The 13,642-nt window shown below is 73.7% G+C and carries 10 protein-coding genes and 1 pseudogene; 10 read left to right on the plus strand and 1 reads right to left on the minus strand.

The genetic code is table 11. From position 1 onward, the window contains the following. Positions 1-28: 28 nt before the first annotated feature. The 8 genes and pseudogenes from E0500_RS02040 to E0500_RS02075 all read left to right on the plus strand — a co-directional run. Entirely contained in the window at positions 29-1,264 is a 1,236-nt protein-coding gene (locus tag E0500_RS02040; RefSeq protein ID WP_131561277.1) for a glycosyltransferase, read from the plus strand. Next, entirely contained in the window at positions 1,261-2,703 is a 1,443-nt protein-coding gene (locus E0500_RS02045; protein WP_131561278.1) for an exopolysaccharide biosynthesis polyprenyl glycosylphosphotransferase, read from the plus strand. The genes E0500_RS02040 and E0500_RS02045 overlap by 4 nt, the downstream gene beginning before the upstream one ends. A gap of 96 nt (positions 2,704-2,799) precedes the next feature. Beyond that, positions 2,800-4,101 carry an O-antigen ligase gene (locus E0500_RS02050; RefSeq protein ID WP_131561297.1) on the plus strand — a complete coding sequence of 434 codons (1,302 nt, stop codon included), beginning with the start codon at positions 2,800-2,802 and terminating at the stop codon, positions 4,099-4,101. Beyond that, the gene (gene murJ / locus E0500_RS02055; RefSeq protein ID WP_131561280.1) at positions 4,098-5,753 is read left to right on the plus strand and encodes a murein biosynthesis integral membrane protein MurJ; all 1,656 of its coding nucleotides are present in this window, start codon (positions 4,098-4,100) and stop codon (positions 5,751-5,753) included. The genes E0500_RS02050 and murJ overlap by 4 nt, the downstream gene beginning before the upstream one ends. Before the next feature lie 58 nt (positions 5,754-5,811). Continuing rightward, on the plus strand, positions 5,812-6,504 hold the full coding sequence (locus E0500_RS02060; protein ID WP_131561299.1) for a polysaccharide deacetylase family protein: 693 nt from the start codon (positions 5,812-5,814) through the stop codon (positions 6,502-6,504). 4 nt (positions 6,505-6,508) lie between these two features. Beyond that, the gene (locus E0500_RS02065; protein ID WP_131561282.1) at positions 6,509-7,705 is read left to right on the plus strand and encodes a glycosyltransferase; all 1,197 of its coding nucleotides are present in this window, start codon (positions 6,509-6,511) and stop codon (positions 7,703-7,705) included. Between the two features lie 319 nt (positions 7,706-8,024). Next, positions 8,025-8,705 carry a lipopolysaccharide biosynthesis protein gene (locus E0500_RS02070; protein ID WP_399118416.1) on the plus strand — a complete coding sequence of 227 codons (681 nt, stop codon included), beginning with the start codon at positions 8,025-8,027 and terminating at the stop codon, positions 8,703-8,705. A gap of 14 nt (positions 8,706-8,719) precedes the next feature. Then, positions 8,720-9,502: pseudogene (locus tag E0500_RS02075) on the plus strand (GNAT family N-acetyltransferase); the annotation flags it as partial. A 24-nt stretch (positions 9,503-9,526) separates the two neighbouring features. On the opposite strand, the gene E0500_RS02080 reads toward E0500_RS02075, so the two are convergent. After that, positions 9,527-10,906: a glycoside hydrolase family 26 protein gene (locus E0500_RS02080; RefSeq protein ID WP_181586842.1), complete on the minus strand. Its 1,380-nt coding sequence runs from the start codon at positions 10,904-10,906 to the stop codon at positions 9,527-9,529. 189 nt (positions 10,907-11,095) lie between these two features. On the opposite strand from E0500_RS02080, the gene E0500_RS02085 reads away from it, so the two are divergent. Both E0500_RS02085 and E0500_RS02090 read left to right on the plus strand, forming a co-directional pair. Next, the gene (locus tag E0500_RS02085; RefSeq protein WP_131561284.1) at positions 11,096-12,334 is read left to right on the plus strand and encodes an ATP-grasp domain-containing protein; all 1,239 of its coding nucleotides are present in this window, start codon (positions 11,096-11,098) and stop codon (positions 12,332-12,334) included. After that, the gene (locus E0500_RS02090; RefSeq protein WP_131561285.1) at positions 12,334-13,605 is read left to right on the plus strand and encodes an NAD(P)-binding domain-containing protein; all 1,272 of its coding nucleotides are present in this window, start codon (positions 12,334-12,336) and stop codon (positions 13,603-13,605) included. Before E0500_RS02085 ends, E0500_RS02090 begins: the two co-directional genes overlap by 1 nt. Positions 13,606-13,642: the final 37 nt, after the last annotated feature.

Here is a 13,642-nt window from a genome sequence, read left to right on the forward strand (position 1 = left end):
GCACCGTGTCCGTCAGCAAGGAACCCCCATGAACCTGTCTCCGTCGGCCGCTCCTTCGCGCATCCTGCACATCACCCAGCCCGTGGACGGCGGGGTGGCCCGGGTCGTGACGGACCTGATGCGGGCCCAACTCGACGACGGACTGCACGTCACCGTCGCCTGCCCGGACGGTGGTCTCGCCTCCGGCCTGAAGGTCCTCGGCGCGGACGTCCGCCACTGGCAGGCGACGCGTTCGCCGGGGCCCACGCTCGTGCAGGAGGTACGGAACCTGCGGCACGTGCTCGCGGACGTACGGCCCGACCTGGTGCACGCGCACAGCGCCAAGGCGGGACTGGCCGCGCGGCTCGCCGTACGCGGGCGCATCCCGACCGTGTTCCAGCCGCACGCCTGGTCGTTCGAGGCCGTCGGCGGGGTCACCGCCTCACTCGCCCTCAGGTGGGAACGGTGGGGCGCCCGCTGGGCCGACCGGGTGGTGTGCGTGAGCGAGGCCGAGCGGGTCACCGGGGAGCGGGCCGGAGTACGGGCCCGGTGGCGGGTGATCGCGAACGGAGTCGATCCGGGGCGCTTCCGTCCCGCGGCGCTCGGTGCCGTACGGGCCGGGATTCCGCTGCTCTCCGGGATCGGTGCGGACACCCCCCTGGTCGTGTGCGTGGGGCGGCTGTGCCGGCAGAAGGGGCAGGACATCCTGCTGGCGGCGTGGCGGTCGGTCGTCCGGCAGGTGCCGGGGGCCCGCCTCGTGCTGGTCGGCGACGGGCCGGACGCCGAGGCGCTGCGGGCGCTCGCCCCCGACGGCGTGCTGTTCGCCGGCGCCGCCGATGACGCCGTGCCCTGGTACCAGGCCGCCGATCTCGTGGTCCTGCCGTCCCGCTGGGAGGGCATGGCGCTGGCGCCGCTGGAGGCCATGGCGTGCGGCAGGCCCGTCGTGGCCACCGATGTGGACGGGGCCCGCGAGAGCCTTCCGTCGGGTCAGGAACCCGTGCCCGCCGAGGATCCGACGGCGCTGGCCCGCACGGTGACCCGGCTGCTGCTCGACCCGCCGCTGCGCGAGTCCCTCGGCCATCTGGGGCGCCGTCACATTCTGACCAACCACGACGTGCGGCACACGGCGGGTGCCGTGACGGACGTCTACCTCGAACTGCTGGGCGACGGAAGCGGTGCGAAAGGCGAAGGCGCGGCCCTCTCCGGTCACGCGCCGCGCTCCGCGTCCGTCGAGCACACCCCCTGCGGGGAAACCACCGAGTACAGGGAGTCCATCCACTCGTGACTGCGGAAAGTACCGTTCCCTCCCCCGGCGGACAGCCAAGGGAGTACGGATCCTCGACTGTCTCGGTCATCACTCCGCGCGGAACCACCGGTAGGCCCCGGTTCCCGGCCACGCGACGCCCCGCCCTGCGGAGGCACCTCGCGCGGCTGGCGCTGCTCGCGGTGGACGCGGGCGCGGCGCTCCTCGTCGCCCTCGCGCTCACCGACGCCGGGACACCGTGGCGCCCGCTGCTGGTGGCCGGGATACTGCTGGCCGTCGTGTGCCTGAACGCGCGGGCCCTGCTGTACCGGCCGCCCGCCGTGCCCGCGGTGCTGGACGAACTGCCCGCCGTCTGCGCGCGGATCGCCGTCGGCTGGGCCGTGCTCGCGGCGGCGGTGGCGGCGTACTCCCCGGACCATGTGCTGTCCGCCGGCACCCTCGTCCTCGGCTGCGCCCTGCAGTCGGCGGCGAGTTGCGCGGGCCGGGGCGCGGTGCACTGGCAGCGGCGCCGGGCGCTGCTGCGCAGGCCCGGTGCGGCTCTGGTGATCGGGCCCGCGGCGACCGCGCAACGCGTGGCCGCCGCGTTCCTGCGCCACCCCGGCTGCGGGCTGCGGCCGGTGGGCGTGGTCGCCGGCCAGCCGACCGGGGACGAGGGGCTGCCGGTGCTCACCACCGACGAGGAGGTGCGGCGGGCGATCGTCCAGAACGGCGTCCAGGCCGTCCTCGTCGTGGGCCCCCGCACCGAACACGGGCCGTTGCTCGCGGCCCTGGCCGCCGCCGGGTGCGCGCTGTGGCAGGTGGACGCGGAGTCGCCGTCGTACGACCGGGGCGGTGAGCGCCTCGCCGGATTCACCTGCCGTCGACTGCAGTTGACGGAACGTCATGAGGGCCTGCACAAGCGGGCGCTGGACATCGCCGTCTCCGGTGCGCTGCTGCTTCTGGTCAGCCCGCTGTTGCTCACCACCGCCGTGGTCCTGCGACTGAGCGAGGGGCCCGGAGTGGTGTTCCGGCAGGAGCGGATCGGCAAGGGCGGGCGGACGTTCACGCTGCTGAAGTTCCGCACGCACCGCCCGGCCGACGCTCACGAGGCCGCGACCCGCTGGAGCGTGGCGAACGAGCACGAGATGCGCTGGTTCTGCCGCTTCCTGCGCAGGACGTCCCTGGACGAGCTGCTCCAGTTGTGGAACGTCCTGCGCGGCGACATGAGCCTGGTCGGGCCACGCCCGGAACGGCCTTACTTCGTCGGCCAGTTCAGCGAGCTCCACCCGGGCTACGCGGACCGCCACCGCATGCGGACCGGCATCACGGGCCTCGCCCAGGTCCACGGGCTGCGCGGTGACACCTCCATCGAGGACCGCTCACGGTTCGACAACGCGTACATCGACGACTGGTCGCTGTGGCAGGACGTCTGCATCCTGCTGCGCACGGCGGTCGCGCTCGTCCGTCCCACGGGGAGCTGAGCCGTGGCCCTCCCGCAAGCTCTCGGCCCCACACGCGCAGGGTGGTACCTCCCCCGTGCCGCGTCGCCCGCCCTGCCGGTGGTGGCGGTGATCGCCATGCTGGCACTGCCCGTCGCCCCCGGCGGCGAGGGCGGGGCGAACGCGGCCGACGCCGTGTCCGGGCTGCTGGTGCTGTGGTGCGGAATCCGTCTCGTACGGGACCGCCGGCGGCCGCTGTCCCGGACGGCCGCGGTGGTGCTGGGACTGCCCGTCGTCGGGCTCGCGGTGGGGGTGGCCGGGGCCGTGACGCCCGAGGCCGGGCTCACCGGGCTCACCCGGTACCTGCAGATCTTCGTGCTGGTGCCCGCGGCGGTTCTGCTGAGCATGCGGGACCGGGCGGACTTCCGGTTGCTGGCCTGGTCGTTCGTCGGGCTGGGGCTGTGGCAGGGGGCCGTCGGCGTGCACCAGTACGTCACCGGGACCGGGGCCAGTTACGTGGGTGAGGACATCCGGGCGGTGGGCACCTTCGGGGCCACGGACGTCATGGGAATGGCGACGGTCGTGTCGTTCGGGCTGGTGTCCGCGGTCGGGCTGGCCCTGGGGCCGTGCACCGTCCGGCAGCGGACGGCTGCCGCGCTGTGCGCGGTGGCGCTGGTGGCGCCGCTCGCGCTGTCGTTCAGCAGGGGAGCCTGGATCGCCACGGCCCTCGCGTGCGGACTCCAGGTGATGCTGGCGGGGCTGCGGCGGGCCGTGGGAATCTTCGCGGCGGTCGCCGCCGTCGGCGTGATCCTCGTGGGCGGGCTCGGCATCGGCTCGGCGCTGCTCCAGGAGCGGATGAGCAGCATCACCCAGGTCACGGACGCCCCCGACCAGTCGGTCAACGACCGGTACACGATGTGGGCGGCGGCCGTCGACATGTGGCGCGAACAGCCGCTGACCGGCGTGGGACTGAAGTCCTTCCCCGAGTACCGGGACGGGCGGGCCTCGCTGGCGCTGTCCTCCGGGAGCGAGACCGCGGGAGCCGGAGTCGCGTACCGGAAGCAGCCGCTGCTGTCACCGCACAACATGTACCTGCTCGTGCTGAGCGAGCAGGGGCTCATCGGGTTGCTGGCGCTGGCGGGGAGCTGGCTGGCGCTGCTGGTGTACGCCCTGCGGCGGCTGGCGAGGGCACGGCGTACGGGCGGCGGGCCGTCGAGCGGGTCCGGTGGGCTCGACTGCGGCCTCGTCGCGTGCGGGCTGATCGTGTGGCAGCTGGTCGACTTCGCGTACGCCGACATCGGCGGGCCCTCGACCGTGCTGACCGGTGTGGTCCTGGGGCTCGTGGCGTGGTGGGCCCTCGCGGACACGGCGTTCTCCTCGCGCACGTCCGGTCAGAAGGCGGCAGGTGCCGCCGAGCCGGAGGGGGCCGCAGCGTCATGACCGCGACGCCTCCCCGGGTGACCGACAGTGCCGCGGCCGCGCCCGAGCCCGGGTCCGTGCCGGTGCCCGCCGCCCGGTCCACCGCCGAGTCCACGGATGCGGCCCCGCCGAGCGGCCGGTTCCTCGCCAGGGCGACCCTCGTCACCGCCGCGCTCACGGCCGTCGGGTCGATGCTGGGCCTCGGCCGCGACCAGGCGTTGTCGTACCTGTTCGGAGCGGGCTCGGAGACGGACGCCTTCCTGGTGGCCTGGACCATCCCGGAGTTCGCGGCCACCCTCCTCATCGAGGACGGGATGGCCCTCGTCCTGGTGCCCATGCTCAGTGTGGCCGTGGCCCGCCGCGCGCAGGGCGCCCCCGGCGATCCGGTGCGCTCGCTGGTCGCCACCACGCTGCCCCGGCTGTCACTGGCCTTCGCGGCGGTGGCCGCCCTGCTGATCGCCGGAGCTCCGTACGTGGTGGCGGTGCTCGCACCGGGGCTGTCCGATCCCGGGCTCGCCGTGCACTGCACCCGGCTGACCGCCACCTGTGTGTTCACCTTCGGCCTCGCCGGTTACTGCAGCGCCGCGCTGCGGGCCCACCGCCGGTTCACGGCACCCGCGGCGATCTACGTGGCGTACAACGCGGGAATCATCACGGCGATGTTCGCCCTGGGCAAGGCCTGGGGAGTGCGTGCGGCGGCGGTCGGGGTCGCGGTGGGCGGCGCGCTGATGATTTTGGCCCAGCTTCCTTCGCTGCTGCGGGAGTTGAGGCGGAAGTCGACCGCGTCCGTGGCGGCGGCACAGCCGGAGCGCCCGCTGGAACTCGCGCTCGTCAGCACGGTCCTCCTCTTCGCGCTGTGCCGTCAGTCCCAGGTGCTCATCGAGCGCTTCCTCGGCTCCACCCTCCCGGCCGGAGCCATCTCGCACCTCAACTACGCGCAGAAGGTGGCCCAGATCCCGATGACGTTCTCGCTGATGCTGTGCACCGTCACCTTCCCGGTGGTGGCGCAGGCACTGGCCGAGGGCGACATCGAGCGGGCGCGCAAGAGGGTGGAGAAGGACCTGACGCTGGTCGCGTCCATCGTGCTGTTCGGCGCGGCGGCGATCGTGGCGTGTGCGCCGCAGATCACCGGACTCCTCTTCCAGCGCGGTGCGTTCACCGCCCAGGACACCGCCGCCACCGCCGCCGTGATGCGCGTGTACGCCCTCGGGCTGCTGGGCCACTCGATGGTGGGCGCGCTCATCCGCTCGTACTTCTCGTCCCGGCGGCCCACCTGGTATCCGCTCGCCGCGATGGCCGCCGGGATCCTCGTGACCTCCGTGATCGGAGCCCTCACCGCCGGCAGCTGGGGCGTGTGCGGGCTCGCCGCCGCCAACGCCGCCGGGATCACCGTCACGGCCCTGCTCCTGCTGCACGGCGCGGGCGGCCGGGGGGTGCCGATCAGGGTCCGGCAGGTGGTGGCAGGCATCGGCAGGCCCGTACGGGCGGCCGTGCTCGCCGGCACGGCGGGGCTGATCTGCGCGAGCAGCGTGGACTCCCCCGTGCTCGGGCTCGCCCTGGGCTGCTCAGTCGTGTCCGTCGTCTTCGTCGCGCTGGCCTGGACTGGGGCCGGCGGCATCACACCCGCACTCCGTTCCGTCACACGAAGGCTCCCACATGCCCGTAACCGCTGAACCGACCGAGCCGACCGCCCGCACCAGACCCGCTTTCGGCACCTGCCTGTGGGTGGCGATGTACCACTCCGTGGGCGACACCTCCGACGACCCCTACCGCCTCACCGTCTCCCCCGACCGCCTCGCCCGGCAGCTGGGCTGGCTGCGCCGCCGGGGGCTGCGCGGGGTGAGCATGGCCGACCTGCTCGCCGCCCGGACCCGCGGCAAGGGACGGAACCTGGTGGGGCTCACCTTCGACGACGGGTACGCGGACTTCGTCGACCTCGCCCTGCCGCTGCTGCGCCAGTACGGCTTCGGGGCCACCGTCTTCGTCCTCCCCGGGCGACTGGACGGCGAGAACGCCTGGGACCCGCTCGGCCCGCGCAAACGCCTGCTCGGCAAGCAGGGCATCCGGGTGGCCGCCGCCACGGAGGGCATCGAGGTCGGCTCGCACGGACTCACCCACGTCGACCTCACCAAGGCCGACACCGAGACGCTGCGCGCCGAGGTCGCCGACAGCAGGACGCTGCTCTCCGAGCTGATCGGCACCGACGTCCAGGGCTTCTGCTACCCGTACGGGGCCCTCGACCGGCGGGCCATGGACGCCGTACGGGACGCCGGGTACCGCTACGCCTGCGCCGTCGACCCCGGCCCGCTGGACGGCGTCCACGCCCTCCCCCGCATCCACATCGGGGAGAACGACACCTCCGTACGCCTCTTCCTCAAGCACCGGCTGCACCGGCTGCGCCGCCGCCCCGTCGAGGGGGCCTGACGACGTGAAGGCCCTGCACATCATCACCGGCCTCGGCGTCGGCGGCGCGGAGCAGCAACTCCGGCTGCTGCTGCGCCATCTGCCGGTCGAGTGCGATGTGGTGACGCTCACCACCCCGGGCCCGGTCGCCGCCGGCCTCGCCGTCGACGGTGTGCGCGTCACCCATCTCGGCATGGGCGGCAACCGCGACCTCACGGCCCTGCCCCGCCTGGTGCGGCTGATCCGCGCGGGCCGCTACGACCTCGTGCACACACACCTGTACCGGGCCTGCGTGTACGGCAGGATCGCCGCCCGCCTGGCCGGTGTGCGGGCCGTCGTCGCCACCGAACACTCCCTGGGCACGTCACAGATGGAGGGCCGCCGGCTCTCCGCCGGGGTCCGCGCCCTGTACCTCGCCAGTGAGCGTCTGGGCCACGCCACCGTCGCCGTCTCCCCCACGGTCGCCGAACGGCTGAGGCGGTGGGGCGTGCCGGGCCCGCGCATCGAGGTCGTACCGAACGGCATCGATCTGGCCCGCCTCCGCTTCGACCCCGCGGTGCGCGAACGCACCCGCAGACGGCTCGGGCTGCCGGAGGACGCGTACGTCGTCGGAGGCGTCGGACGGCTCACGGCGGGCAAACGCTTCGACGTCCTCGTCCGGGCGCTCGCCCGGCTCCCCGAGGATGTCTGGCTGTTGCTGGTCGGTGGCGGCCCGGAGGAGAGCGTGCTGCGGCGGGCCGCCCACCAGGCGGGGACCGCCGACCGGGTGCTGCTCACCGGCGAGCGCCCGGCGGGCGGCTCCCCGGGCGCCGATCTGCCGTCACTGCTGTCCGCCATGGACGTCCTCGCCTCGCCCAGCGCCGAGGAGGCCTTCGGGCTGGCCGTCGTGGAGGCCATGGCGGCCGGGCTGCCCGTCCTCTACGTCTCCTGCCCGGCGGTCGAGGACCTCGCCCCGGGCACGGCTCCCGGCTCCCGGCGCGTGCCGGGGGACGCCGACTCGTTCGTACGCGCCCTCCTGGACGCCCGTGCCCGGGGCTCGCGGTCCCGGGCCGTCCCCGCCGCCGCCCAGCACTACTGCATCACGCGCAGCGCCGCCCAGCTCATGGACGTGTACGCGGCCGCCGTCTCGGAGCGACCCCGGGGAAGTTCAGGCACGCCCCCGGAGCCGCTCAGCCCGCCTTCCGGAAGCCCGTCCTCGTCCTTGGGAGTGAGTTCCGCTTGACTTCTCCCCCAGCTGAAGCAGGGGAATTCAACCTTCGCAGGTTGAGCTTTCTGCTTCACAGCCCGTTGCCGACCCGAATCAACGGCCAGGGTTGGTGTACCAACCATCGGTCTTGCACAGGCTCCACAGACCTGACTTCCCGCCGGCCCGGCGGTAGACCGGCTCAAGGCTTGATCATCGCCCCGAACCGGCGCGGCGAGCCTACGGCCTTTCGCGCTGAGGCCTTTCGCCCCGAGGGCGAAACTCCGCTTCTTGCCCTGCTCCGCAGAAGTCCGTTTCCTCCCCGGCCTGAAGGCCGGGGTATCCACGGAGGAACCCGATGACCGACACCGTCGACAAGGCCGACAAGACCGAAGGTGCGCCCGGGCCCTCCCCGGCGACCGCCGCTCTCGCCCGTATGAAGGCCCTGCCTGCCTGGTGCCTGCTGGTGGCCGGCGTCGTGCTCGGCGGGGTGGCCGGCGGCACGTACGGCGCCGTAAGGCCCTCGACGTACACGGCCACGAGCTATGTCGTCGCCGTGCCCTCGAAACAGTCGGACACCCAGGCCGCGCTGGGCTTCGCGCAGGCCTACGGGCGCGTGGCCACGCAGCTCGCGGTGCTCGGGGACGCGCAGGTGTGGGCCGGAGTGCCGGTTGCGACGCTGCGGGACAGCGTACGGACGGCGACCTCGCCGAACGCGCCCATGGTCTCCGTCTCGGCCACCTCCACGCGCCGCGACCTGGCCGCCGACATGTCCAACGCCGTCTCGCGCGCCCTGACACGGCACGCGAACCACGCCGAGGACAGCACACACGTCAAGCTCCATCAGTTCGCGCGTGCCACCCGGCCCATGGAGGCCTCCTCGACCTCGGCGGCGGTGACGGGCCCGGTGGGGGCCAGCGTGGGCGGGCTGCTCGGGGGCCTGCTCCTGCTGGTCCGCCCCCGGCGCGCGACCGACGCCGGTCCGGCCGCGTCCGTGCCGGGCCCGGCCACCGCCGCCGACGCGCAGCGAAAGCTGTGACCGGCACGCTCCGGGCCGTGGCACTGACCTCGCAGCTGTCCGCCCTGGCCCGTACCGCGCTGATCGACTTCCGCGAGGTGCGGCCCGGTGCCGCCGTGGAGCGCGTGTACGACCTGTGGCGCGGTCCCCGGCGGCGGGTCGCCGACTCGGTGTGCCTGGAGCTGCCCGCCTGGCCGATGGAGGAGCTGCTGACGCGGCTGCCGGCCGCACGGGCCCAGCGTGTCCGGGCCAAGCTCCGCAAGCTCGGCCACCTCGGTGTCGAGCCGCGTGCCGTACCGCACGACGAGGTGGCCACGGCCCTGCGCACGATGCTGGACCTGCACCGGTTGCAGTGGCAGGGCCGCGGCGTGACCGCCGAGCACATCCGGCCCCGGTTCCACGAGCACCTGGTCCGCTCGGTCGGCCCGATGGTGAGGTCCGGGGACGCCGTGGTGACCGAGTTCCGTGTCGACGGTGACGTCCTGGCCGTCGACGTGACCCTGCTGTCGCGGGAGTTGGCGTGCGGCTATCTGTACGGCGCCCATCCCGGGCTGCGGGAGCGGAAGGCGGACGTCGCCACGATGCTGCTGCACGCCTGCGCCGAGCTCGCGAGCGGCGGCGGCCACCAGGTGCTGAGCCTGCTGCGCGGAAGCGAGCCGTACAAGCTCCACTGGCGCCCGGAAACCGTGGTCAACCAGAGGCTCCTGCTCGCCCGGCGGCGTACGGCACCGCTGTTGTCGGCGGCCGTTTGCGCCGCGGCCGCTCGCAGCCGGGGCAGAAAGCTGGTCCGTCGTCGCAGGGAACGCGGGGCGGCGGGCCGTGACCGGCCCGCCGCCCCCGGGTCAGTCGTCGCGCGGCCACCAGCCGAAGCGCAGGCAGAGCGCCTCGCCGAGCCAGTCCTCGACCCAGTCGCCCAGATCCACCGGCGTGCAGTGGGGCGGGCGCACCGGCGTCGGGTCGACGGGCGGCGTGGGGGCGACGGGCGGCAGCTCCGGCACGGTGCCGGGGCGGCCGGAGAGCACGGAACGGTAGACCTGGGACGCCTGCGGGTTGGCCTCGCACTGCCACACGCCGTGCGGGCAGTAGTCGGTGATCGTGTTGTACAGCGGCCTGTGCCGGTCCATCCAGGCGAGCATGCCCCTCATGTACTCCGCGTTGTCACCGTTGCGGAACAGCCCCCATTCGGGATACGAGAAGGGCTTCCTGCGGGCCTTCGCGAAGTCCACGTGTGCCTGGAGCCCGTAGGGCTCCTTCACCTGCTGGTCGAACGGCAGCCCGCTCGGCTGGTCGTACGAGTCCATGCCGATGATGTCGACCGTGTCGTCCCCCGGGTAGCACTGGGTCCAGGGAACGGCGTCCCGGCCGCGGTTCGGCGCCCAGTCGAACCTGAACCTCTGCCCCGGCACGGACCGCATCGTCGTGACGATCCGCTTCCAGTACCGCTTCCAGTTCTCCGGGTCCGGCCCGCAGCGATGGGTGTACACGATGCCGTTCATTTCCCAGCCGAGCACGATGACGGTGTCCGGCACCTTCAGTCTGACGAGCCGCTCGGCCAGCCTGCGGAAGTGGTGGTCGAACTCCCCGGCCGCCCCGCGCCCCAGCAGCCGGCGGACCTCGTCGTCGGGGACGCCCTCCTCGTTGCGCTCCATCATGGGCACGTTGAGGACGAACATCCGGCCGGCCTTCTGCCGGCGCCACTCGGCCCACACCTCCAGGAAGCTCGGCGCGCCCTCGATGTTGTGCCACCGGTCGCCCGGCAGATACGTGTGCCCCACGCGCGGCTCGGTCCCGCCCAGCCAGTCGCTGAACCGGTCGATATCGGCCACGCCCCGGGAGCCGTAGTCGAGGTAGGCGCCGAAGGCCGGGACCCGCCGGTCGGGGTTGCCCGGCACCATCGGCGCCATCGGGGCGACCGGGAATGGCGGGAACGGCGGAAACGGCGGAGCCAGCGGAACCGGCCGAATCAGCGGGACAGCCGGGACAGGCGGCACGGCCCGGGTGACCGGTGTCGATGACACCGGCACCTGGGGCGGCACCGCGACCGGCTGCTGTCGGTCCGCCGGGGCCGCCGGCACGGCCGGGGCGGATGCCGGAGGGTCGCCGCCCGGTACGGGCCCGGCGCCGACGGCGCTCCCGGGTCCCGAGACGAGCACGACCGACGCGGCCACACCGGCGACGCACGCCAGCCGTCCGCTTCGGGGTCGCCGTCGCTGTGGGCCCATGCACGCTCCTTTCCGCAGCTCCTGCGCTGTCGCCCGCTGCTGTTCGCTTCCGCCGCTTCGCTTCTCACAGTTCTCCTACTGACACCCAGTCACATGAATACGGACTCCGCCAGCCGAAGCTCCGGCCTACGGGTGGCTCCCTCACCCGCTCAGGTGATCCGTCCCGAACGACCCGAAAGGAAGTCGTCCGTGTCACTGCTCGACACCCGCGTCCCCGCAGTTGTGCTGCGGATCGACCGGAATCCCTTCCACCACGGAACGCTGGGAGCCGTGCGCTCCCTCGGCCGGGCCGGTGTGGAGGTGCACGTGGTCGCCGAATCCGCCGGTCCGCACGCCCGGTCGCGCTTCGTGGCCGCCACGCACGCCCCGCCGCCGCCGGGCGCGTCCCCCGACGAGTTCGCCGCCGTCCTGCGCCGCCTGGCCGCCCGGATCGCCCGGCCCGCCGTCCTCATCCCCATGGACGACGCGAGCGCCATCGCGGTGTCCCGGCTGCGCGCGGAACTCGCGGACGGCTATCTGCTTCCCGACCAGCCCGCCGACCTCGCCGAACGGGTGGCCGACAAGGCGGAACTCGCCGCCGCGTGCGAGCGCCTGGGCGTTCCGCATCCGGTGACGCTGGTCCCGGAGAACGCCGCCCAGGCCGCCGCCTTCGCGTGGCAACTGGGGCTTCCGGTGGTGGCGAAGTGGAGCCGGCCGTGGCGGGTGCCCGTCGGGACGGGGCTGCGCAGCACGCAGGTGGTGCGCTCGGCGGACGAGGCGCAGGCGCTGTTCCGGCGGACGGAGGAGGCGGGCAGCCGACTGCTGCTCCAGGCGTTTCTGCCGCCCGGGCAGGACTGTGACTGGTTCTTCCACGGGTACGCCGACAGCGGCGGCGTGGTGCGCGGCGGCGGCTCCGGTCGCAAGCAGCGTGCCTGGCCGGCGGGCGCGGGCCTGACCACCGTGGGCCGCTGGACGCCGAACCCCGAGGTGCAGGCGCAGGCCGAGCGGCTGGTGAGCGCGCTCGGCTACCGGGGGGTGTTCGACCTCGACTTCCGCCGGGACGGCGCGGGCGCGTACCACCTGCTCGACTTCAATCCGCGCCCCGGCGCCCAGTTCCGGCTCTTCGTGGACACGGCCGGAGTGGACGTCGTCCGCGCCCTGCACCTGGATCTGACCCACCGCGCGGTCCCGGACGGCAGCCCGCTGCCCGGCCGGGACTTCGTCGTGGAGAACTACGCGCCGCTGGCCGCGCTGCGTCCGCGCCGCCGGCGCGAACTCGCCTGGCACGCCCGGGACGACCTCGTGCCGGGACTCGCGCTGTGGGCGCTGTGGTGCCGGCACGCGGTCCGTCGCCTGTCGGAACGCCGACCCGCTCCCGAGGTGCGGATCGTACGCCAGACGGGCGCCCCGACCTACCGGAACGATGACGAGAGAGCGAGCAACTTCTGATGTACGACCTGTTGGTGGTGGGCGCCGGCCCCTACGGACTGTCCATCGCGGCCCACGCCGCGGCCGCGGGCCTGAGCCTGCGTGTCGTCGGGCGGCCCATGGCGTCCTGGCGGGACCACATGCCCAGCGGCATGTTCCTGAAGTCGGAGCCGTGGGCGTCCAACCTCTCCGACCCGGAGGGCAAGTGGCGCCTGGAGGTGTACTGCGCTGAGCAGGGCACCACGGCCCGGCACGGCGAGCCGATTCCGGTGGACATGTTCGCCTCGTACGGCCTGTGGTTCGCACAGCACGCCGTACCGCCCGTCGACGAACGGATGGTGCAGTCCCTCCACTTCTGCCCCGGCGGCTTCGAGGCCGTCCTGGACGACGGTGAGACGCTGCGCGCGAAGACGGTGGCACTGGCCGTCGGTGTCATCCCGTTCATCGAAGTACCGTCCGCGCTGCGGTCCCTGCCGCCGGCGCATGTCTCGCACAGCAGCGAGCACAGTGACCTCGACCGCTTCCGGGGCCGGGACGTCACGGTGGTCGGCGGCGGCCAGGCGGCTCTGGAGACTGCCGCGTTGCTCGCCGAACAGGGCACGCGGACCCGGGTGCTGGTGCGAGCCCCACGTCTGGTCTGGAACGGTCTTCCCGCGCCCCTGGAGCGCTCGCCGTGGCAGTCGGTCCGCTCACCGCAGAGCGGCCTGGGCATCGGCTGGCGCAACTGGCTCTACTCCGAGCGGCCGGCCTGGTTCCACCGTCTCCCGGAGGCCAAGCGCACGCACATCGCGGCGACGGCCCTCGGCCCGGCGGGCGCCTGGTGGGTACGGGACCGGGTCGAGCCGGTCGTCGAGGTGCGCCTGGGACAGCGGATCACGTCCGCGCACGAGTCCGGGGGCCGCGTACGGCTGGAGATGGCGGGCCGGGGCGGTGAGCCGGCGACGCTGGAGACCGAACACGTCATCGCGGCCACCGGGTTCAAGGCCACCTGCGACCGGCTGGGTCTGCTGGCGGAGGACGTACGCGGAGGCCTTGCGGCCGTGGCCGACGGATCGCCCTCGGTCGGGCGGGACTTCGAGTCGTCGGTGCCGGGACTGTTCCTCGCGGGCCTGACGACGGCCTCCGGCTTCGGTCCCGCGATGCGCTTCGTGCTCGGTGCGACGTTCACGGCGGGAACGCTGGTACGAGGGGTCCGGCGGCGGCTGTACTCGGGGGTGCCGGGTACGCGGATTCCGCGGCCCGGGAGCCGGGCCCGGCTGGCCGGAACGGAGACCGTCGTCCGGGGCCAGTGACGGACCGGGCGGGCAACGGGTGCCGGACGCGGGGCGT

This window comes from Streptomyces sp. KM273126, assembly GCF_004337435.2.
In the GTDB taxonomy this organism is placed as follows: Bacteria; Actinomycetota; Actinomycetes; order Streptomycetales; family Streptomycetaceae; genus Streptomyces; species Streptomyces acidicola.